20 protein-coding genes and 3 pseudogenes are annotated in these 21,167 nt (G+C 63.3%); 11 read left to right on the top strand and 12 right to left on the bottom strand.

Going from position 1 to position 21,167, the window contains the following annotated elements; genetic code table 11:
• Positions 1-142 precede the first annotated feature (142 nt).
• Entirely contained in the window at positions 143-1,060 is a 918-nt protein-coding gene (locus tag PFZ56_RS28125; protein WP_102860652.1) for a LysR family transcriptional regulator, read from the bottom strand.
• Positions 1,061-1,271: 211 nt separating this feature from the next.
• Between PFZ56_RS28125 and PFZ56_RS28120 the strand changes: the two genes are divergently transcribed.
• From PFZ56_RS28120 to PFZ56_RS28095, 6 genes are all read left to right on the top strand, one after another.
• Positions 1,272-2,030, top strand: a complete 759-nt coding sequence (locus tag PFZ56_RS28120) for a 5-oxoprolinase subunit PxpA (protein ID WP_102860653.1) — start codon at positions 1,272-1,274, stop codon at positions 2,028-2,030.
• 94 nt (positions 2,031-2,124) lie between these two features.
• Entirely contained in the window at positions 2,125-2,367 is a 243-nt protein-coding gene (locus tag PFZ56_RS28115) for an acetyl-CoA carboxylase (RefSeq protein ID WP_102880618.1), read from the top strand.
• 10 nt (positions 2,368-2,377) lie between these two features.
• Positions 2,378-3,751 (top strand): acetyl-CoA carboxylase biotin carboxylase subunit, encoded by a 1,374-nt coding sequence (locus PFZ56_RS28110; RefSeq protein ID WP_170001726.1) that lies wholly within the window; start codon positions 2,378-2,380, stop codon positions 3,749-3,751.
• Positions 3,748-4,620, top strand: coding sequence for an allophanate hydrolase subunit 1 (locus tag PFZ56_RS28105; protein ID WP_102860656.1), 873 nt, complete (start codon positions 3,748-3,750; stop codon positions 4,618-4,620). Before PFZ56_RS28110 ends, PFZ56_RS28105 begins: the two co-directional genes overlap by 4 nt.
• Positions 4,617-5,591 (top strand): biotin-dependent carboxyltransferase family protein, encoded by a 975-nt coding sequence (locus PFZ56_RS28100; RefSeq protein ID WP_102880616.1) that lies wholly within the window; start codon positions 4,617-4,619, stop codon positions 5,589-5,591. The genes PFZ56_RS28105 and PFZ56_RS28100 overlap by 4 nt, the downstream gene beginning before the upstream one ends.
• A gap of 111 nt (positions 5,592-5,702) precedes the next feature.
• Entirely contained in the window at positions 5,703-7,025 is a 1,323-nt protein-coding gene (locus PFZ56_RS28095; RefSeq protein ID WP_170001728.1) for a cytosine permease, read from the top strand.
• 24 nt (positions 7,026-7,049) lie between these two features.
• On the opposite strand, the gene PFZ56_RS28090 is transcribed toward PFZ56_RS28095, so the two are convergent.
• Together PFZ56_RS28090 and PFZ56_RS28085 are read right to left on the bottom strand one after the other, a co-directional pair.
• On the bottom strand, positions 7,050-8,660 hold the full coding sequence (locus PFZ56_RS28090) for an inorganic phosphate transporter (protein ID WP_102880614.1): 1,611 nt from the start codon (positions 8,658-8,660) through the stop codon (positions 7,050-7,052).
• A gap of 185 nt (positions 8,661-8,845) precedes the next feature.
• A complete protein-coding gene (locus PFZ56_RS28085) occupies positions 8,846-9,868 on the bottom strand; it encodes a transporter (RefSeq protein WP_102880613.1) in 1,023 nt (340 codons plus the stop codon).
• Between the two features lie 170 nt (positions 9,869-10,038).
• Between PFZ56_RS28085 and PFZ56_RS28080 the strand changes: the two are divergent.
• Positions 10,039-10,833 (top strand): annotated as a pseudogene (locus PFZ56_RS28080) (methyl-accepting chemotaxis protein); the annotation flags it as partial.
• A 165-nt stretch (positions 10,834-10,998) separates the two neighbouring features.
• On the top strand, positions 10,999-11,766 hold the full coding sequence (locus PFZ56_RS28075) for a methyl-accepting chemotaxis protein (protein ID WP_372820561.1): 768 nt from the start codon (positions 10,999-11,001) through the stop codon (positions 11,764-11,766).
• 82 nt (positions 11,767-11,848) lie between these two features.
• On the opposite strand, the gene PFZ56_RS28070 is transcribed toward PFZ56_RS28075, so the two are convergent.
• A complete protein-coding gene (locus tag PFZ56_RS28070; RefSeq protein WP_011062798.1) occupies positions 11,849-12,166 on the bottom strand; it encodes a PepSY domain-containing protein in 318 nt (105 codons plus the stop codon).
• A gap of 155 nt (positions 12,167-12,321) precedes the next feature.
• Between PFZ56_RS28070 and PFZ56_RS28065 the strand changes: the two genes are divergently transcribed.
• Positions 12,322-13,233, top strand: coding sequence for a sterol desaturase family protein (locus PFZ56_RS28065; protein ID WP_394304530.1), 912 nt, complete (start codon positions 12,322-12,324; stop codon positions 13,231-13,233).
• On the opposite strand, the gene PFZ56_RS28060 is transcribed toward PFZ56_RS28065, so the two are convergent.
• Together PFZ56_RS28060 and PFZ56_RS28055 are read right to left on the bottom strand one after the other, a co-directional pair.
• Positions 13,211-13,891 (bottom strand): helix-turn-helix domain-containing protein, encoded by a 681-nt coding sequence (locus PFZ56_RS28060; protein WP_170001962.1) that lies wholly within the window; start codon positions 13,889-13,891, stop codon positions 13,211-13,213. The two genes, PFZ56_RS28065 and PFZ56_RS28060, sit on opposite strands and share 23 nt — an antisense overlap.
• Positions 13,892-15,019, bottom strand: a complete 1,128-nt coding sequence (locus PFZ56_RS28055) for a glycerophosphodiester phosphodiesterase (RefSeq protein WP_102880609.1) — start codon at positions 15,017-15,019, stop codon at positions 13,892-13,894.
• A gap of 245 nt (positions 15,020-15,264) precedes the next feature.
• On the opposite strand from PFZ56_RS28055, the gene PFZ56_RS28050 reads away from it, so the two are divergent.
• Positions 15,265-15,600 (top strand): DUF2025 family protein, encoded by a 336-nt coding sequence (locus tag PFZ56_RS28050; RefSeq protein WP_102880608.1) that lies wholly within the window; start codon positions 15,265-15,267, stop codon positions 15,598-15,600.
• Positions 15,601-15,646: 46 nt separating this feature from the next.
• Here PFZ56_RS28050 and PFZ56_RS28045 read toward each other — a convergent pair whose 3' ends face one another.
• Together PFZ56_RS28045 and PFZ56_RS28040 are read right to left on the bottom strand one after the other, a co-directional pair.
• Entirely contained in the window at positions 15,647-15,970 is a 324-nt protein-coding gene (locus PFZ56_RS28045; protein WP_170001960.1) for an antibiotic biosynthesis monooxygenase, read from the bottom strand.
• Positions 15,967-16,686, bottom strand: coding sequence for a CTP synthase (locus PFZ56_RS28040; protein WP_170001958.1), 720 nt, complete (start codon positions 16,684-16,686; stop codon positions 15,967-15,969). Before PFZ56_RS28040 ends, PFZ56_RS28045 begins: the two co-directional genes overlap by 4 nt.
• A gap of 41 nt (positions 16,687-16,727) precedes the next feature.
• On the opposite strand from PFZ56_RS28040, the gene PFZ56_RS28035 reads away from it, so the two are divergent.
• On the top strand, positions 16,728-17,642 hold the full coding sequence (locus PFZ56_RS28035; protein ID WP_170001956.1) for a LysR family transcriptional regulator: 915 nt from the start codon (positions 16,728-16,730) through the stop codon (positions 17,640-17,642).
• Between the two features lie 7 nt (positions 17,643-17,649).
• On the opposite strand, the gene PFZ56_RS28030 is transcribed toward PFZ56_RS28035, so the two are convergent.
• From PFZ56_RS28030 to PFZ56_RS28015, 4 genes and pseudogenes are all read right to left on the bottom strand, one after another.
• Positions 17,650-18,189, bottom strand: a complete 540-nt coding sequence (locus PFZ56_RS28030; protein WP_170001954.1) for a DUF1003 domain-containing protein — start codon at positions 18,187-18,189, stop codon at positions 17,650-17,652.
• Positions 18,190-18,277: 88 nt separating this feature from the next.
• Positions 18,278-18,718 (bottom strand): annotated as a pseudogene (locus tag PFZ56_RS28025) (methyl-accepting chemotaxis protein); the annotation flags it as partial.
• A gap of 153 nt (positions 18,719-18,871) precedes the next feature.
• A pseudogene (locus PFZ56_RS28020) lies at positions 18,872-19,507 on the bottom strand (PAS domain-containing protein); the annotation flags it as partial.
• Between the two features lie 447 nt (positions 19,508-19,954).
• Positions 19,955-21,025 carry a diguanylate cyclase gene (locus PFZ56_RS28015; protein WP_110651448.1) on the bottom strand — a complete coding sequence of 357 codons (1,071 nt, stop codon included), beginning with the start codon at positions 21,023-21,025 and terminating at the stop codon, positions 19,955-19,957.
• Positions 21,026-21,167 lie beyond the last annotated feature (142 nt).

Raw genomic sequence — 21,167 nt, 5'->3', positions numbered from 1 at the left:
GGCCTTTTCGCAGCCTCGCGGGCTCGGCAGCGGCTACAGGTGTCGGGTTGTAGCCGCTGCCGCAGGCTGCGAACGGCTCCGTAGGAGACGCGTGGATCTTGAGGCCGCTGGAGGTTCGGCAAGAGATCGCCAAGCAAGGTGTTCAGCGCCGGGCGCTGAGTTGCTGGGGCGCGAGGAAGGCGTCGTGGAAGTAGTCGCGCAAGGCCTGCATCGCCGGGGTGAAGGTCCGTTCGCGGTGCCAGGCCAGGCCTACGCTCATCGGGGTCACTGCGTCGCTCAGGCTCAGGGTCTCGATGCGCTTGCCCTCCAGGGACCAGGGTCGATGCACCAGGTCCGAAAGAATCGCCACGCCGCTACCGTTGGCCACCATGCTGCGCACCGCCTCCACCGAACTGGTGCGCACCCGTACATTGGGCTGCTGGCCGGCCTGTTCCCAGTAGCGCATGGCACTCTGCTCGGCTTCGTCGACGGTGAGCAGGATGAACGGCTCCTGGGCCACGTCCGCCAGGCTGACGCTGGCTCGTTCGCAGAGCCGATGGTGGGCCGGCAGCCATAGCCGGCGCTCGGAGTTGAACAGGGTTTCCGAGACGATGTCCGGGTGGGTCAGGTTGGCGGTGAGCACCACCGCCATGTCGAAACGGCCCTCCAGCAACCCTTGCTCGATGGCCTGGCGCTCCTGCTCGTGGAGTTCGATGGTGACGTCCGGGTGCCAGTGCTCCAGGCGTTGCAGGTGGTGCGGCAGGAAGTAGCCGATCACCGTGTAGCTGGCCGCCAGGTGCAGCACACCACTGGCCCGATAGTCCGGCAGCGGACTGTTCAGCGCATCCTCGACACTGCGCAAGATCACATAGGCGCGGTTGAGAAAATGCCGCCCGGCGTCGGTCAGGTTCATGCCCTGGGCCGAGCGCACGAACAACTGCACGGCGAGCATGGCTTCAAGCTCCTTGATCGCCGTGGTCACCGCCGATTGGGAGATATTCAAGTGGATCGCCGCCTGGGAGATCTGCCCGATCTCTGCGGTCGCCACGAAGTAGCGCACCTGGCGCAAGGTCAACGACATGTTCCATTCCCCATCACTTCTGTAGGAGCCGACTTGCCGGCCAAAGCCATCTCGCGCCGGTCTTCGCCGATACGTGGATCACCGCCTGCCAACTCCTAGCAAAGCTTTATCTGTTTTTCAGAAGATGCTCTATCTGATAATAGATCTTCCCAAGGGGTCAAGGCCGCTCTAATTTTCACTGCACGAAGTCACAAGAGTTGGAGCAACAGTGATGCAGGCAGTGGATTTCAATTCGGACATGGGCGAAAGCTTCGGCCCCTGGACCATTGGCGACGGCGTCGACAACGAGCTCATGGGCTTTATCAGCTCGGCCAATATCGCCACCGGCTTTCACGCCGGCGACCCCGGCACCATGCGCCGCACCATCGAACAGGCCAAGCGCCTGGGTGTGGCTATCGGTGCGCATCCGGGGTTCCGCGACCTGGTGGGCTTCGGCCGCCGGCACATCAACGCACCGGCCCAGGAGCTGGTGGACGACATGCTTTATCAGCTCGGCGCCCTGCGGGAAATGGCCCGGGTGCAAGGCGTGAAGTTGCAACACATCAAGCCCCACGGCGCGCTTTACATGCACTTGGCCCGGGATGAAGAGGCCGCACGGCTGCTGGTGCAAAACCTGCGCAAGCTGGAGCCCGAGCTGCTGCTGTATTGCATGCCCAATTCGGTGATCTGGCACGTGGCCCAGGAGCTGGGGCAGCCGGTGATCCGCGAGTTCTACGCCGACCGCGATTACGACCTCAGCGGCTCCATCGTCTTCACCCGCCAGGTGCGCGCCCTGGACCCGGCCGCCGTCGCCGCCAAGGTGCTGCGCGCCTGCCAGACCGGCCTGGTACGTACGGTTGAAGGCGAGGACCTGGCCATCGAGTTCGATTCCATCTGCCTGCACAGCGACACCCCCGGCGCCCTGGATCTGGTGGAGGCCACCCGCACGGCGCTGGATCAGGCCGGCATCGAGGTGCGCGCACCGCGCTGAGGCGCATTGACACGAAGCACCGCGCACAGACGCGGGTTTCATCTGGTTTTGATTTTTTGCCTGCCTTTCTACAACTATTCCAAAAGGAACAGACATGGCCGAATACAGTGTTATTACCCCCTTGCCGGGCACCTTCTATCGCAAGGCCACCCCCGAGTCGGCGCCTTTCGTCGAGGTCGGCGACAGCGTCAGCGCCGATACCGTGATCGGCCTGATCGAAGTCATGAAGCAGTTTTCCGAACTGACCGCCGGGAGCGCGGGTCAGGTCAGCGCCTTTGTGGTGGAAGACGGTGATCCGGTGGAGCCGGGTCAGGTCGTCGCGACGCTCGAACAGTGAGGGCCTGGGCATGACTCAAGCAATCAAGAAGTTGCTGGTGGCCAACCGCGGCGAGATCGCCGTGCGCATCATCCGTGCGGCCAAGGCCTTGGGGATTCCCACCGTTGCCGCCTGCAGTGAGGCGGATGCCGACTCCATGGCTGCACGTATGGCCGATGAAGTGCAGATCATCGGCCCGGCGCGGGCCGACAAGAGCTACCTGAACGTCCAGGCCCTGCTCGGTGCCTTGCAGGCCAGCGGTGCCAATGCGGTACATCCGGGCTATGGCTTTCTTTCCGAGAATGCCGACTTCGCCGAGGCAGTGGCCAAGGCCGGGGCGATCTTCGTCGGTCCCAGCGCTGAAACCATCCGCCGCATGGGCGACAAGGCCGAAGCCCGGCGCACGGCGCAGGCGGCAGGAGTGCCGGTGGTACCGGGCTCCCCAGGTGAGCTCTTCGACCTGGACGCCGCGCGCAAGGCCGCTGAAAGCGTGGGCTTTCCGCTGTTGATCAAGGCCAGTGCCGGCGGTGGCGGGCGCGGGATTCGCCTGGCTCAGGATGCGGCGCAATTGGCCGAGGAGTTCCCTCGGGCGCAACGCGAAGCCCAGACCGCCTTCGGCAATGGCGCAGTGTACCTGGAGCGTTTCATTGGGCGTGCGCGGCACATCGAAGTCCAGGTGTTGGGCGACGGCCAACACGCAGTGCACCTGTTTGAGCGCGAGTGTTCGCTGCAACGGCGGCGGCAGAAGATCTTCGAAGAAGCGCCGTCTCCGGTGCTCAGTGCCGAGCAGCGCGAGCAGTTGTGCAGCAGCGCCGTGCGCCTCACCGAAGCCTTGGGTTACCAAGGTGCGGGCACGCTGGAATACCTCTATGACGACAGCACCGGCGAGTTCTTCTTTATCGAGATGAACACGCGGATTCAGGTGGAGCACCCCATCAGTGAACTGATCACCGGCATCGATCTGGTCCAGGCCATGTTGCGCATCGCCGGGGGCGAGCCCCTGGGGTTGCGCCAGAGCGATATCCAGCTCAATGGCGCGGCCTTGCAGATGCGCCTGAATGCCGAAGACCCGGCGCGGGATTTCTTTCCCAGTCCGGGCAAGGTCGAGCAACTGATCTGGCCGCAAGGGGCGGGGGTGCGGGTCGATAGTCACTTGTACCCGGGCTATGCTGTGCCGCCTTATTACGACTCGCTGCTGGCCAAACTGATCGTCCACGGGCGTGACCGTGGCGAGGCCCTGGCCCGGGCGCGGCTGGCCGTGGAACACACCACCTTGACCGGCATGGCCAGCACCTTGGCACTGCACCGTGAACTGCTGGCCGAACCCTGGTTGCAGCAGGCCGATTTTCACACCGGAACCCTGGAAACCTGGCTGGCCGCGCGCCGCGCCGGAGGTGTCGCATGAACCAGCCGATCCGCTACAGCTTTGGTGCCGACGAGCACCTGTTCGCCGAAGTCAGCGACAGCATGTCCCTGGAAGCCTTCTTCAAGGGCATGGCGGTGACCCGTGCCGTAGAGCGCCTGGAGTTGGATGGGGTGCTGGATGTGTGCCTGGCCAATGCCTCGTTCCAGATTCGTTTCGACCCGGATCGCATCGCTCCGCAGGTTCTGCTGGAGGCGGTACAGCAGGCCGAGGCCGGGGCGGTGGCCGAGCGCAGCCTGCACACTCGGATCATCGAGATCCCCGTGCTCTACAACGATCCCTGGACCCACGAAACCCTGATGCGCTTTCGCGACCGGCACCAGGACCCCAGCGCCACGGACCTGGAGTACGCGGCGCGGATCAATGGCCTGGCGGACGTCGAGGCGTTCATCGCCGCCCACAGCGGTGCGCCCTGGTTTGTCTCCATGGTGGGCTTCGTCGCCGGGTTGCCGTTCATGTTCCAGATGGTCGAACGTGAACGGCAGTTGCAGGTGCCCAAGTACCTGCGACCACGCACCGATACGCCAAAACTGACCCTGGGCCACGGCGGCTGTTTCGGCTGCATCTACTCGGTGCGCGGCGCCGGCGGCTACCAGATGTTCGGCGTCACCCCGGCCCCCATCTACGACCCGCAGCAGCAACTGGCCTACCTCAAGGCGCACATGGTGTTCTTCCGTCCGGGGGACATCGTGCAGTTCAAGCCCATCGACCGTGAGGCTTACGACCAGGCGGTGGCCGAAGTCGAGGCCGGGCGCTTCGACCTGCGTATCCGCGAGGTGGAGTTCTCCCTGGATGCCTTTCTCGCCGACCCGGTCGGCTATCCCAAGTCGCTGCAGGAGGTGCTGGCATGATCAAGGTCATCAAACCGGGTCTGGCCACATCGGTGCAGGACCTGGGTCGCGAAGGTTTCTATCACCTGGGGATTCCGCCGTCTGGCGCCTTGGACCAGTACGCCCTGAGTGCGGCCAACCAGTTGGTGGGCAACCCGGCAGGCGCGGCCGGGCTGGAGTGCACGCTGCTCGGGCCGGAGCTTGAGTTCAGCGCCGATGCCCTGGTGGCGGTTTGCGGCGCGCACATGACGCCCAAACTCGATGGTGTGGACATGCACCTGGACACCGCTTTTGCGGTCAAGGCCGGGCAAGTGCTGCGCTTCGACTTTCCCAAGGCCGGGGCCCGGGCCTATCTGGCGGTGGCCGGTGGCATCGATGTGCCGCTGGTGCTGGGCAGTCGCTCGACCTACGCCCTGGGCGCCCTGGGTGGTTTCCAGGGCCGGCGCCTGGCGGCCGGGGATGAGCTGCCGGTGGGCGTCGCCAGTGGCAAGAGCCGTCCCGGTGCCAGCTTGCCCATGGCGTTGCGCCAGTCCCTGGGCGGCGAAATCACCCTGCGGGTGGTGCCGGGCCTGTACTACGAACGTTTGAGCGACGCGGCCAAAGCCAGCTTCTTCGCCGAACCCTGGACCGTAGGCTCGGAGGCGGACCGCATCGGCTATCGCTTCAAGGGCGGCAGCGCCTTGAGCTTCCAGCCCCGGGAGCAGCCGTTCGGCGCCGGTTCCGATCCGTCGAACATCGTCGACAGTTGCTACCCGATTGGCTCGATCCAGGTGCCGGCGGGGCTGGAACCCATCGTCCTGCACCGGGACGCGGTATCCGGTGGCGGCTACGCCATGATCGGCACGGTGATCAGCGCCGACCTTGACCTGATCGGCCAGATGCAGCCCAACCAGAAGGCCCGCTTTGTCGCGGTGACCCTCGAAGAAGCGCTGGAGGCCCGGCGCTCCTACAAGAAAAAGCTCAGCTGTCTGAGCAAACTGTTTCCTTCCTGATTCTGCCCGCCGCATCGCGCGGGCCATGCCAAACGGTAGGCCAACGCCGCACTTCGGTGCGGTGACGGCTGCCCGCGCTTCAACCCTTGATCGGTTCTGGAGTTCACGCACATGGCAGCTTTATCGCAAGCGAATCAAACCGGGCAGACCCCGGCCAATGTGGCCCTTCCCAGCGATGCACGCATGGGCCGACTGTCCCTGACCATGGCCTGGTGGGCGGTGTGCAGCGCGATGTTCTACATCGTCGTCGGCGCTTCCCTGGCCCTGTCCTACGGCACCCGCAATGCCTTGATCGGCATGCTCCTGTCGGTGCTCAGCTATGGCCTGGTGAACAGTGTCCTCAGCCGCTTCGCCATGCGCAGCGGGCTCTCGGTGGCGCTGTTTTCACGGTTGTTGTTCGGCAGCACCGGGGCTTGCCTGGCGACCCTGATCTTCTTCTCCACGGCCATCTACTACGCGGTGTTCGAGGGTTCGGTGATCGCCGTGGCGCTCAACCACCTGTACCCGCAACTGCTGTACCCGCTGGCGGCGCTGGTGGTGGTGCTGTACAGCGTGCCGTTGATCCTGGGCAGCGTGCAGCACTGGCTGGACAAGCTCAACGGCGTGCTGTTGCCGGTGTACCTGGGGGGCTTGCTGTTCGCCGTGGGCCTGTCCATCAGCCGTTATGGCTACCAGCCGCAATGGCTGGATTTCGGCCCGGCCAATCCCAGTAGCACAGGCTGGTGGGATTGCTTCGTGGCCTACATGGGGGTGTGGATCCTGATGCTGTTCACCTTCGACTACGCGCGCTTCGGCAAGCCCGAAGACGCCGGCTATCACGGTCGCTGGAACTTCGGCATGCCGTTCTACGCGGTGACGTTCTTGCTCAACGGTGCGGCAGGGATCTATCTGGTGAGCAGCATTCCCCATGACGGTGCACTCAACGAAGTCTCGGTGGTGATGGCGATCCTGCAATTGATGGGGCTGTGGGGGCTGTTGTTCGTCTGGGCCACGCAAACCCGGATCAACACCGCCAACTACTACCTGGCGACCTTGAACATGCAGGCGTTCTTCGGCCGCTTCGGCCTGCGCGGTTCCTACCTGATGTGGGCGGTGGCCGTGGGGATCATCGTCTACGGCCTGATGCTGGCGGATGTGTTCGCCTACCTGCTCAAGGCCCTGGCCTATCAGGGGATCTTCGTGGTGGCCTGGGTCGGCGTGGCCCTGGCGCAGATTCTGCTGGGGCGTACCGACGTGGCGGCGATTGAGCGCGTGGCGGCCTTCAACCCGGTGGGGCTGACGGCCTGGTTCGGCGGCACGGCCCTGGGCCTGATGCTGATGTGGGCGGGGGGTGGCTTGGCCAGTTTTTCGGCACCACTGACCGGGGTCCTGGCGTTTGCCTTGCAGGCCGGGCTGGCCAGTCGTTTGCACAGCCGCTTGCCCGCCGCCGGCTGACGGGGCGGGGCCAGCGGCGGCGGCTCAGAACAGTTGGGTGAACAGCCAGTACAGGCTGCCCGACAGCAGGATCGCCGCCGGCAAGGTCAGGACCCAGGCCATGGCCAGGTTGCGGATGGTGCGCATCTGCAACCCGCCGCCATTGGCCACCATGGTCCCGGCCACCCCTGAGGACAGGACGTGAGTGGTGGATACCGGCAGGCCGAACATGTCCGCCGCGCCGATGGTCAGCATGGCCACGGTCTCCGCCGAGGCGCCCTGGGCATAGGTCAGGTGGGTCTTGCCGATCTTCTCGCCGACGGTCACCACGATGCGCTTCCAGCCCACCATGGTGCCCAGGCCGAGGGCGATGGCCACGGCGATCTTCACCCACAACGGGATAAAGCGCGTGGCGTTGTCGATCTGCTGTTTGAACAGTTGCAGCTTGTCCCGGGTGTCCTGATCGAAGTGACCCACTTGGTTCTTGTCCATCAGGCGGATGGTTTCGCTGGTCAGGTACATGTCGTTGCGTACGTTGCTCATGGCTTCGGCGGGCACCTTGGCCAGCGAGCCGTAACCCTTGACCTCGGCACCGATGGCACCGGTCAGGGCCGCCAGGGCAGGGATCAGTTCAGGCGTTGCCTCCTTGCTGCGCATGTAGTCCGAAAGCACCGCGCGAGGATCGGCGGGGGCCGCTTGCGGGGCGCTTTTCACCAGGGCTTGCTGGGTGACTTCGGCCACCGCGGCAAATTGCAGTGACTGGTCGGCGGGCATGGTGCGGTTCAGGGCATAGGCCATGGGCAGGGTGCCCACCAGGATCAGCATGATCAGGCCCATGCCTTTCTGGCCATCGTTGGAGCCGTGGGCGAAGGACACTCCGGTGCAGGTCAGGATCAGCAAGCCGCGAATCCACCACGGCGGCGGGGCGTCGCCCTTGGGCGCCTTGTACAGCGCGCGATTCTTGACGAACAGGCGCAGGGCCAACAGCAGCAGGGCGGCAAACACGAAACCGATCAATGGCGAGAACAGCAGGGCGTAGCCGACCTTGGTGGCCTGGCTCCAGTCCACGCCGCTGGTGCCGTCACGGCCGTGCATCAGCGCGTTGGCCACACCGACGCCGATGATCGAGCCGATCAGGGTGTGGGAGGACGAGGCCGGCAACCCCAGCCACCAAGTGCCGAGGTTCCACAGGATGGCGGCAATCAACAGGGCAAAGATCATCGCAAAGCCGGCCGAGGAGCCCACCTGCAGGATCAACTCCACCGGCAACAGGGCGATGATGCCGAACGCCACCGCGCCGCTGGACAGCAGCACCCCGAGGAAGTTGAACAGACCGGACCAGACCACCGCGAACTGCGGCGGCAGCGAGTGGGTGTAGATCACGGTGGCCACGGCGTTGGCGGTGTCGTGGAAGCCGTTGACGAACTCGAAGCCCAGGGCGATCAGCAGGGCCACGCCCAGCAGCAGGAAGGGCGTCCAGGTGGTGACCGTGGTGCCCAGTTCGTGCATGTCGTGCACCAGGCTGTAGGCGGTGAACAGCAAGCCCATGGCCAGCACCGCGAAAAACACCACCAGGGTGAAGGGGCCGGGTTTTTTATCCAGTTGCGGTTGGCGATCGAGGCTGGAGGAGGCGGCAGTCAGGGACGGGGTGGCCATTGCTGGACAATCCTGTTGCTGGAAAGGAATGGTGTCCATGATCGTTGCCAAATGTTACAGGGAGACTGCCTCAGGTCATGGTTTAGGTGATTGAGCTGTTCCGTTGATCAAATCAAGCCCGCGTGGCCATCCCGTTATCCCGCTCACCTTGTAGGAGCCGGCAAGCCGGCTCCTACAAGGTGAGGTCAGTAGTCCTGGCGCTTGCGGAAGGCCCAGCGCCCGGCGATCACGGTGAAGGTGGCCACCAGCGCCACCAGGATCCAGAAGCCCTCCGGGTCGCCGGAAAAGGGAATACCTCCGACATTCATGCCGAAGAAGCCGGCGATGATGTTGATCGGCAGCGCCAGCACCGTGACCACGGTCAGGGTGAACAGGGTGCGGTTGGTCTGTTCATTGAGGTTGGCGGCGATCTCTTCCTGCAGCAGTTTGATCCGTTCGCCGAGGGCGGTGAGGTCGTTGATGATCAGGGCGAACTCTTCGGTGGACTTGCGCAGTTCCTTGACGTCTTCCTTCTGCAGCCATTGCGGCGGCCGATTGAGCAGGCGCAGCAGGGAACCCGGCTCCAGGGCCAGCAGCCGTTGCAGGCGCACCAGTACCCGGCGCATGGCCCCCAGTTCGGCACGGTTGCTGGAGACTCGGGACGCCAGCAACTGGTCTTCGATCTGGTCGACGCTGAGGCTGGTCTTGCGCACGATCTGGGTCAGCACTTCGCCCTGGTCGCGCAGCAGGTGCACCAGCAGTTCCAGGGGCGAGCGAAAGCGCTCCCCGGCCTTGACCGAGGAGCGCAGCTTGTCCACCGAATGCAGGGGCTGCAGGCGGGCGCTGATGATCAGGTTGCTGCGCACGCAGACCCACAGGGTGGAAATGTCCGAGGACACCATGCTGCTGAAGTTGAATACCACATCGTTGACCACCGCCAGCAGCGCCGAGTCCACGTGTTCGATGCGAGTCGAGCGCGAGCCTTCGTGCAGGGCTTCGAAGAACTCCTCGGGCAATTGCAGGTGGGCTTTCATCCAGCGCTCGCAGGCGGCGTGGGCCAGGTTCAGGTGCAACCAGAGGAATTGGTCGTCGTTGTGCGGCTGTTGCAGGGCTTGCAGGGCCTTGGCTGAGTCCAGTTCATGACCCCGTTCGCCGGGCCGAAAGTTGAAACCGTAGAGCAGGCCAAACAGATCGGAATCGCGGTGACTCTGGTCGATGCTGTGGTTCATGGGGTCTCGCAGGAGGGACAGTGCCTGGCGCGGGCTTTACAGGTTCACTTGGGCCTCATCATGGCAAGGCTTTTTGACAGTTTTGTGACGTTTCAAAGTGCACAGTCCGCGTTGCCATACCAGTGGTCGGCAGCGCTCAAGAATGGATCGCGGATGCCGATCACGCTCACATGCAATGCGCATTCGATTTTCCTCGAATGCTCCTGACAGGGAAGTTCGGACCTACGCATGCCTTTAGTGGCTTGCTCCATCCCTGCCATGAGATCTTCTCGATGTTTTTGCAAAAATCCCTGAGAGCGCAAATTCTTGCCCTGCTGAGCGGTAGCCTGTTTGCGGTGTTGTTGATCGCCCTGGCGTGTTTTCACTTGCTGTCCGGTGGCGTGCAGAGCTACCGCGAGCTGATCGAAGGTCCGCTGCGCAGTTCGCAGCTGATCGACGAGGCCAACCTGCAGTTCAAGAGCCAGGTGCAGGAGTGGAAGAACGTGTTGCTGCGGGGCAAGCAGCCCCAGGAGTTGAACAAGTACTGGCAGCAGTTCGAGGATCGTCAGCGGGATGTGCAGAACATCCTCGGCCAGTTGGCCCAGAAGCCGGGCCTGGACTCGGGCTTCAAGAGCCGGGTGCAGCGCCTGGCCGAGGAGCACCGTGCGCTGGGGGCGGCCTATCAAAGGGGTCGTGACGCCTATGTGGCCGCAGGCGCCGATCCGAGTGCCGGTGACGCTGCGGTCAAGGGCGTGGACCGTGCCACCAGCGAACAGATGAGCGAGTTGGTGACCGAGCTGCGCAAGCACAGTGACCAGCAGTCCCGGGACATCAGCTCGGCGGCCGATCGTACGGTGTGGCTGGGCATCCTGGTGATGCTGGTTTCCGGTTTGCTGATCGGCCTGCTCAGCCTGTGGCTGGTGAACCGCAGCCTGGTGCAGCCGATCCGCCAGTTGATCGACTACGTCGCCCAGCTCAGCCGTGGCCAGTTCGCCGACCGGGTGGCCAGCGATCGTCAGGACGAACTGGGCAGGCTGGCCGCCGCCGCCAACACCCTGCGTGACTTCCTGGCCCAGACCTTCAGCAGCCTGCAGCGCAGTGCCGCGGACCTGGACAGCTCCAGCGGCGAGCTCAATTCCATTGCTACCCTCATGTCCCAGGGCACCAACGAGCAGTTCAACCGCACCGATCAGGTGGCGACGGCGATGAACGAGATGTCCGCCACTGCCCAAGAAGTGGCGCGCCACGCTGCCGATGCTGCCCGCGCCGCAGATGATGCCGACCAGTCGGCGCAGCAAGGCGAGCAAGTGATGCAGAGCACGATCCACAGCATCACCCAGATGCGTGGCGAGATCGCCAACACCGCCACGGTGATCCGCCGCCTGGAGGCTGACAGCGGGCGTATCGGCAAGGTCCTGGAAGTGATCCAGGGGATCGCCGAGCAGACCAACCTGCTGGCGCTCAACGCCGCCATCGAAGCGGCCCGGGCCGGTGAGGCGGGGCGCGGGTTTGCCGTGGTCGCCGATGAGGTGCGCAGCCTGGCCCAGCGTACTGCGGCGTCCATCATCGAGATCAACCAGATCATCCAGAGCGTGCAGATCGGTGCGGTGGATGCGGCCCAGGCCATCGAGAGCGGTCAGTCGCGCAGCGAGCAGAGTGTGCAGCAGGTGACCGAGGCCGGTGCAATGCTGGAGCGCATCACCGAAGCGGTGGAAGCGATCCGCGACATGAATCGGCAGATCGCCACCGCCGCCGAGGAGCAGACATCGGTGGCCGAAGACATCTCGCGCAACCTGACCGAGATCACTTCGATTGCCAGTACCAACCTCGATAACGTCCAGCGCACCGAAGCGGCGAGCCGCAACTTGCATGGTCTGTCGGGACAGTTGAACGAAGTCACGGCGCGTCTCGGCGCCTGATACCGCTCACCCTGTACGCGGGCCCAAAAGCACAAGGCCGCGCTCCGGTAACGGGGCGCGGCCTTGTGCTGTGTGCGGGGGCTTACTTGTCTTGCTTGTTGCTCAGGACCTTGCCGGTCTTGGCGTCCAGGTCCACGTCCCACTCGATGCCTTTGCTGTCACGCAGTTCTACCTGGTAGACGTAGGCGCCTGTAGCGGTCTGCTCCAGCTCGGTGTCGGTGATGCTGGCGGCGGTGGTGCCCGGGTGCTGGGCCAGGGCCGCCTGGTTGAGTTTTTCCAGGTCCATGATGGCGCCGGATTTGAGCAGGCCCGGGATCAGGTCCGGACGGACATCGGCCTGGGCCAGGCCGGCGGTCAGGGTCAGGGCGGCAGCGGCGAACAGAGCGGAGAACTTGGTCATGGGTTGATTCCTTGGGGTGATGGGTTTCGATGGACACAGGTTAGCCAGTGCAACTTAACTCACCCTTAATTCAGGTCAGTGGTTGCGCCGTTTGTTCAAGCCAGGGGGCTGGGGCGGGGCCCAAGCTGGTGTCTCCCTTCTAGGAGACTCAGTGAATGAAACGATGGCTTGCGTGGTTGTATGCCCCCTTGTTCTTTGGTGGATTCATCGGTGGTGCATTGTGCTGGATGAGTGCGGCACAGGCGTCTGCGAGCGGGTTGCTGGTGTTGTTTGCGGCCGCGCTCCTGGTGTCTTTCCTGGTGGAGTGGGTCCTGCCTTATGAGCCGGCATGGAATCGCTCCCAGGCTGATCGCCTGCGGGACAGTCTGCATGCTCTGGTCAATGAGGGCCTGAATGCCCTGGGCCTGCTCGCATTGCCGGGACTGGTGGCGCTGCTGGCCCATGACGGCCTGTGGCCTCGGGACTGGCCGCTCTGGGGCCAATTGCTGCTGGCGATCGTGATCGCCGATTGCGGGATCACCCTGGCTCATTACGCCAGCCATCGCTGGGCCTGGCTCTGGCGCCTGCATGCGGTGCACCACAGTGTGCTGCGCATGTACGGTTTCAACGGTCTGCTCAAGCATCCCCTGCACCAACTGCTGGAAGCGACGGCGGGGTTGCTGCCGTTGTTGGTGCTGGGCATCCCGCTGCCGGTGGCACAGTTGCTGGCCCTGGCCATTGCCATTCAATTGCTGTTGCAGCATTCCAATGTCGATATGCGTCTGGGATTGCTGCGCCTGGTGTTTGCCTGGGCGCCGGTGCATCGCTTTCACCATATGAAGTACGGCCGTGCCGGTGATGTGAATTTCGGTCTGTTCTTCAATGTATGGGACTGGCTGTTGGGAACCGAGTTCTATCGGCATGACTACGCGATGCGCCAGGGCGACCTGGGCATCGGAAGCCGTCCGGACTATCCGGTGGATTACTGGCCGCAGTTGCTGGAGCCATTCAAGGCCCAACACTATGCCGCCGAGCCCAAGGTGCCGGAGGCGCTGCGGCGCCCGGTCAATCCAGCAGGCGGGGCTTGAGGGTTTTCAGGGCCTGGCCGGCGGTGACGCCGAACAGCGCCTTCAAGGTCCGGGAGAAGTGCGCGGTGTCGGCAAACCCGGCGCCATGGGCCGCCAGGGCCATGGCCTGCCCCTCCAGCAACAGGGCCATGGCCAGGCGCAGCCGTCGCCACAGCACCAGGCGCCGTACGGGCAGGCCGACATCACGGGCGAACAGCCGTTCCAGCTGGCTCAGGGACAGATGGGCCTGGGCTGCCAGTTGCGTCGCTGCCACCTTGCCCTCCAGGGCAGCGTCCAGGGCCAGCAGCGCCCGTGCCACGCGACGGTCGGCAATGGGCTGGCGCGGACAACTGCGCAGCGCCGCTTCCAGGCCGGGCAGTGATGGCTCGACACGGCTGACGCTGAGCTGCAGGTCCTGCGCCGTGATTCGCAGTGGCTCGGCGAAGACCGTGAAGGCCCGGTCGGGGGCCTGGATAATGGCGTGGCGACGCAGCGCCTGGATCAGCAGGAAGTGGCCACTGAGTCGGACTCCGTCCAGTTCCACGGTGACCGGCTGTTCGGGGGCAATGATCAGTTGATGGGCGTAGTGGGCGTGGGGCGTGGTGCGCCCCATCGCCCCATGGATCAGACCAAAGTCATGGCCCAGCCAGAGTTCGCCGCTCCAGTGTGAGGCGGACATTCAGTAACCGCTGGCCTCCAGCAGTTGGGCCACGCTGGCGCTGGCCGGTCGCTTGAAATACTTGAGCAGCTCGGCGCTGCGGTTGGTGAAGATACCATCGACCCCGGCCGCCATGACCTTCTTGAAGTCCACCGGTTCATCGACGGTGTAGACGTGCACCAGCAGGCCCTGGTCGTGGGTGTACTGATTCATCCAGGGTTGCACCAGATCCGCATAGCTCTGATCGCCGCCAGCCGTCAGTGCTGCCGAGGGACCGGTGCCGATGGCACCCTGGGTCTTGGCAAAGTCGACCCAGCGCTTGAACTCGGCCTGGTCCTTGGGTTGCTGCTTGGCATAAAAGGCGGCTTTGTCGGTCTCGCCGCTGCTGGCGAACGTCTGCCCGGAGGCTGGCTCGATGCTGCCGGGAGCCACCCACAGCAACAGGACTTTCGGCACCTTGGGCATTGCCTTGTGCAGCAGCTCCAGGCTGTGTTTGTCGAAGGTCTGCAGCACGACCTTGCCTTTGCCCTGGCCCACGGCCAGTTCGCTTTTCGCCAGCTTGGAGCCCGCCGGGCTCAGCCAGCCGCGGTCCTGGAGTTTTTCCTTGAGATCGTGCTCGATGCCGGGGAACAGCTGGGGCTCCTTGGTCTCGATGTAGAGCCCGGGTTTGTGCTGTGGATTGCCCAGGGCGATGTCGATGATCTCGTCCAGGGTGAGGATCTTCAGGCCGACGAAACCCGGACGGGCACGGTCCGGATGGGCCTGGTTGAACCAACTGCCGGCGTCGAGGGTTTTCAGTTCGGCCATGGTGAAGGCGTTGGCCGGGCTGTCCTTGCGTTCGGGGAATTTCTGCGCCACGTCGGTGGTACGTTGCAGGTTGTTGTCGTGCAGGGCGAAGAGCACACCATCCTTGCTGCGCTGCAGGTCCATCTCCAGGTAGTCGGCCCCCAGGTCCCGGGCCAACCTGTAGGACGCTGCGGTGGACTCGGGGGCATCGAAAGAGGCTCCACGGTGGGCGATCACTGCCGGGTGCGGAATGCCCTGGCGAGCGGCAAGTGCATTCGGATCAGGCTGTTCAGTGGCCTGGGCCAGGCCGCAACCGAGCATCAGGGCCAACATCAGGGCACAAGGGGGGAAGGTCGCTGGCATGCTCGAAATCCTTTCGTGGAGGCAAGTACAAGGAAATATCTTTTAGCAACTCAATGACGCTTGTGCTATCTCCAGAGCGACATAAAACCTTCTCATACGCATCTTTCGCGGTTTTTTCCGGTGCTTTGCAGTACTCTTGGGCGCTGCAGTTTCCCCATCAGAGGGAAGCCCGAAAACAGCTCCTTCCTTGCCTCGCGTGTAGACCATCGATCACCCGTCCCATGGGACTTACAGTGAGGTTTACCATGAGCATCACCTCCGAACTCATCTGCCAGGCTGCCGATCAGCTCAAGGGCTTTGTCGGCTTCAATCGCAAGACCGGTCGCTACATCGTGCGTTTCAGCGAAGACTCCTTCGGCATGGATGTGGCGGATGACGCCATAGTGCCGGCCCATGAATTTGTCTGGGCGCCGGTGTCCGATCAGGCCATGAGCCTCAAGCGCGAGCAGATCCAGTTGCTGCTGGATCAGAACATCGACGACAGGATCAACATCAGCGAACCGCTGCGGGTCTACATGCGTCGCAGCGATCTACCGGAAATCCAGGCGGTGCGCAGCCTGCTGTCGACCGCCCAGGGATGATCCGTGCTTGCCCTGAACCGCATCCGGAGCGGTTCAGGGCCTTGCTTCAAATGCCGAAGCTGTAGGCCCGCTCCACCTTGCTCACCCGGGTATGAAAGTAGTGGTACCAGTCGTTGCGACCACGTTCGCGGATGGCGCGGTGTTCGGCCTGTTGCTTCCAGGCCAGGATCGCCGCCTCGCAGCTCCAGTAGGACACGGTAATGCCGAAGCCATCCTCGCCCCGGGCCGATTCGACCCCAAGGAATCCCGGTTGTTGGCGAGCCAGCTCGACCATGTGTTCGGCCGCCTGGTCATAGGCGGGATCGGTTTGGTGGCGCTGGGAACTGAAGATCACTGCGTAATAGGGTGGGGCGGGCGTCTGGCCGATCATCCTTGCGCCTCCAGGCAGGCTTTGAGCAGAGCGTTGACCAGGGGCGGTGTGCGGCCTTGGAGGGCCGCACGCTCGGGCTGGAACAGTGTGGCGACGAAGAACGGATGGCCGTCCAGTTCCACGGCGCGCAAGTCGCCGTCACTGTCGTGGCCAGCAGGGCGCAGGGCGCCGCTGAGCAAGGGGCCGGCAAAGTCCGGATTGACCCCATAGCGGCAGCGATAACCTTCCTCGATGCTCTGGGTGCCGTAGGCCTGGGCGATCCGGCTGCCGCTGTGCAGCTGGATTCGGTCGCGGGCTTCCACCAGGGCGCAACTCAAGGGAGTGAGCACCGCGCGCTGGGCATGGGGGTTGATCTCGCCGTGCTCGGCGTCGGACCAGCCCAGTACGTTGCGGGCATATTCCAGCACCGCATGCTGAAAGCCGCCGCAGGTGCCGAGGAAGGGCCGTTGCTGTTCCCGGGCGACGCGGATCGCCAAGAGGGCACCGTCGACGTGGCGGTAGGGACTGCCAGGCACGCACCAGATTCCGTCGAAGCCTTTGAGCTGTTGCTCGTGGATCAGCTCCGGCGTGGCCAGCCACTGGTAGTCCACCCTGACCCCGCTATCGGTCGCGGCGCGTTCCAGGGCCAGGGGAATGGCCTGGTGTGCAGTGATCTGTGGGTCGTAATCCCCCACCAGGGCGATGCGGATGGTGGCGCTAGATCGGGCTGTGTGCATGTGGCCTCTCTGACTTGTCGACTGCCTGGAGCCACTATAGATTGGCGATCACGCAATCAATATTGGCGTTTGCCCAAGTGATCAATGCAGCCGTGCACTATCAGCTGGACTATCCCGACCTGTCACTGATTCTCGCCCTGGTCCGTGGCGGCTCCCTGGCTCGCGCCGCGGCCCTGCTCAAGGTGGATGTTTCCACGGTGTTTCGTGCCGTGCGCCGGCTGGAGGCCGGGCTCGGGCAGCAGTTGTTCGACAAGAGCCGCGCCGGCTATCTGCCCACCAGCCTGGCCCAGGCTCTGGCACAGCAGGCCGAACAGGCGGAGCAGGCCCTGGAGGCCGCGCGGATCGGCGTGGCCCAGGGAGGAGAGGTGATCAGCGGCACAGTGCGCCTGACCTGCACCGACTCGGTGTTGCAAGGTCTGCTGCTGCCGGCCCTGGCGCAATTCATGCCGAACTACCCGGCGCTGGTGATCGAACTCTGTACGTCCAATGATTTCGCCAACCTCAACCGGCGTGATGCGGACATTGCCCTGCGTCTGACCGCGACACCGCCGGAACATCTGGTGGGGCGCTGCCTGGGGGCGGTGTCGTATCGGCTGTGCGCGAGCCCGGAGTACAAGCTACGGGTGGATTGCAGCGACCTGTCGAAGGTGGCCTGGATCGCCCCGGATGATTTTCTCCCCGACCATCCCACCGTGGCCTGGCGCCGTCAGCGCTGGCCTGGCGTGCAGCCCAGCTACCGCTGCAACAGCATGCTCGCGGTGAGCGAACTGGTAAGGGCCGGCCTCGGCGTTGCAGCCTTGCCGGATTTTCTCATGGGCGCTGGTGGTCTGGAGGCGTTGAGTGAACCTCTAGGTCATGACACCGCGCTGTGGCTGCTGACCCGTCCGGATTGCCGGGCCCTGCGTTCGGTGGTGACCCTGTTCGATGAACTGGCGCGCCATCTGCGCTGGCCATGAGCAAGGCTCAAGGGTGGGGCTGATCCTTGCGCATAAAGTGTGCGTGCATCTCGCTGGTGAGGTTCTCGATGCGTTCGGTCAGTTGCTTGGTCATCTCCGTGAGCCGGGTGTTCTGCTCCAGCAACTCCAGCAGCTGGCTGGTGGTCTGCGCGGCCTGGGCCTGGCGTTCACTGTTGGCGATGGCCAGGGCTTCGCGGTGTTGGGCGTCGGCGTCCGATTGGGCCTTGTCCCGTGCGGCCTGGCGGGTCTGGGCCAGGAGGATCAGCGGTGCGGCGTAGGCTGCCTGCAGGCTGAAAGCCAGGTTCAGAAGGATGAAGGGGTAGACGTCGAACTGGGTCACGCCAGTGAGGTTGAGGGCAATCCAGATCACTACGATCAGGGTCTGTGCACCGAGAAAGGTCGGGGTACCAAAGAACCGGGCAAAGGCTTCGGCCTTCAGGGCAAAGGCGTCGTTGCCAAAGGTCGGTGCCAGGTGGGCGTGGGCGCGGTGAAAGCGCAGGTGGTCGACGATTGGGGTGGTTTTTTCCGGGGTGTCACTGGAACTCATGATGGCCTCCGCCAGGCGTTGGGACGTCAGGCCACTATAGTCCCCAAGGCCAGGCCCGACGTCGTTATCGACGCCGGGAAAACCACCCTCAGAGCACGTTGCGTTCGTTGGCGAACATGCTGACAGCTTGCACCGCGTCGCTGGCGCCATCGCGAATCTGCAGGATCACCGTCCCGGCCTGATCCGCCAGTTGCACGCCCTTGGCGGCTCGTTCACGAGTGCCGTCCATGCTCTTGATCGCTTGCTGCGTTTCGTTCTGGATCATGTCGATCATGCTGGAGATTTCCGCCGTCGAGCCGCTGGTGCGCGCCGCCAGTTGCCGGACTTCGTCGGCCACCACGGCAAAACCTCGTCCCTGCTCCCCGGCACGGGCGGCTTCGATGGCCGCGTTGAGGGCTAGCAGGTTGGTCTGATCGGCAATCGCGCGAATGGTGTTGACGATGGCGGTGATCTGCTCGGAACGTTCGCCGAGGTGGGCAATCAGCGAGGAAGAGTCCTCGATGTTATGGGCGATCTGGCGCATTTCGCTGGCCGCCTGCTGGATCACTTCTGTTCCTTGTTCGGCGACTTTCCGGGTCTGCACCGAGATGTGATAAGCCTGGCTCGCACTCTGGGCATCCTGCTCGTGCTTCTCCACCTGCTGAGTCACGTCGGCGGCGTACTTGACCACCTTGCACAGGCGTCCGCTGGCGTCATAGACCGGGTTGTAGTTGGCTTCCAGCCACAGCGTGCGCCCGTGCTTGTCGATCCGCTCGAAGCGGCCGTTGAAGAACTCCCCCCTGTTCAGGCGATTCCAGAAGTCCTGGTAGGCGCTGCTGTTGACCAGCTCGGGTTTGCAGAACATCCGGTGATGCTTGCCCTGGATCTGGGCCAGGCTGTAGCCCATGCGGCTGAGGAAGTTGGCGTTGGCACCGATGATGCTGCCGTCCAGGTTGAACTCGATGACCGCCATGGCCCGGTCGATGGCCTCCAGTTTGTTCCGGGCCTCGACTTCCTCTTGCACCCTGGCGGTGACGTCAAGGGCGTATTTGACCACTTTGTACACCGTACCGGAGGCATCGCGGATCGGGTTGTAGCTGGCCTCCAGCCACAGGCTCTGGCTGGTGGCGCCTACCCGCTCAAAGGTGCCGGACTCGAACTGGCCGTTTTTCAGGCGGGTCCACAATTGCTGGTAATCGGCGCTGCGAGCGTATTCCGGGAGGCAGAACAGTCGGTGAGACTGGCCGATCACCTGGTCTTGCCGATAGCCCAGGGTCTTCAGGAAATTGTCGTTGGCTCGGAGCACCGTGCCCTGGAGGTCAAACTCGATCACCGCCATGGAGCGGTCGATGGCCTCCAGCAGACGGGATTGTTCGACGATGGTCTGGTTCAGGGAATCGATGGTCTTGTTGTGACGGTTGAATAGCATGTTGGCAGGTGCTCTGTGGGAGAAACGTCGCGTCGATCCCTATGGAGTGCGCCGGTATGCCGAAAGCTCCCCGGCGATCGGCATTATCTGCTCAATGTCAGCGTTCCATGACTGACAGATAATTTCGCAGCGGTGAAGCGGGCGACATTTCGGGCGAACGTCGCTGGCCGCATCAAGAGGAGACGTAACGGCTGCGAATCGATTTAGTTGGGTTGGATGACTTTGCTGGCAGCGGTGCCGAAGGCGTTATCCGCTGCTGCAAAGTGGCGGCATTATGATGTCAACCACGAAGAAAAATCCAAATAAACTTATACAAAAGTATTTTTTACTTCATTTTTGTATAAGTTTTAACGGTTTTTATGCCATTTGCGCGTGCGAGAAATGGGCTTCGCTGTCATTGCTGGCGGTGCGGTTGCGCCCGTTGTTCTTGGCCAGATACAGGGCCTTGTCCGCCGCATCGAGCCAGCTGGCAGGGTCGGGGAAACTTGAGTCGAAAGCCGCCAGACCGATACTCAGGCTGACTTTCAGCTCCTGTACCTCTGGATGCTGGTACTGGTTGAACACCTGGCGCAGGCGCTCCATTACATCCATGGCCTGTTGCCGGCTCATGCGTGGCAGGATCACGCAGAACTCGTCGCCACCGTAGCGGCCGGCGAGATCGTCATGGCGCAGGTTGCGCCGCAGTTCATTGCTCAAATGGCGCAGCACCGTATCGCCGACAATATGCCCGTAGGTGTCGTTGATCGCTTTGAAGTGGTCGATGTCGATCAGGGCGATGCTGGCTTCCATCTGCTGTTGCTGGCACTTGTGGAACTTGATGTGCAACAGGTCTTTCCACGAGCCGTGGTTGAGCAGGCCAGTGAGGCTGTCGGTGCGGCTCAGGGCGCTGAGGGCACGCTTGTGTTCGGACAGTTTGATCGCCAGTCGATAGCAGACCATGCCCACTGCGAGGGGGTAGAGGGTCAGCATGGGCAGGCAGGCATAGATTTGCAGCGGGCTGATCTGGGTACTGAAGGCGGCCCCGAACAGCGCCCAGGACAGCAGTATCCCTGCACATTGGGCCAGGCCGCCACGAATGAACAGGCGCAAGCCACCTGCGGCGACATTGTTCATGCACATCATCGAGAGGATGGTGACTGCCGGCAGGGGATTGAATTGCATGGTTGCCGCCCAGAATCCCCCCAGCAGCGAGTCATACAACAGGTTGCGGCGTTCTGCCCGATAGGGAAAACCAGAACGGGTCGAGAGCTGATACGCCAGATGGGGCCAGATCAGGCCATTGAACAGCAGCAGGGCCCATACCCAGTCAGGCGGGGCCAGGGGGTAAATTGCAGCCAGGACACTGATGCCGCCGATACTCAGGCCGATGATCCTTGGCCAATAGATGCGCCGGGCAAATGACAGCCCCTTGCCGCGTTGGTTTTCCATAAATTCGTGCACCGGATTCTGTACTGAAACACTTTGTGGTGTTTTTTTCGGCTTGGCCGTTTATCGGATCAGTCTGGTGAATATTGTCATTTATTCCAGTGGGAATAATCAGTGTCCTTCGAAGCCATTTAACAGTGGCCGG

This window comes from Pseudomonas danubii (genome assembly GCF_042980055.1).
GTDB classification, from domain to species: domain Bacteria; phylum Pseudomonadota; class Gammaproteobacteria; order Pseudomonadales; family Pseudomonadaceae; genus Aquipseudomonas; species Aquipseudomonas danubii.
The sequence above is the reverse complement of the archived record's forward strand: the minus strand, read 5'-3'. Positions and strand labels throughout refer to the sequence as shown.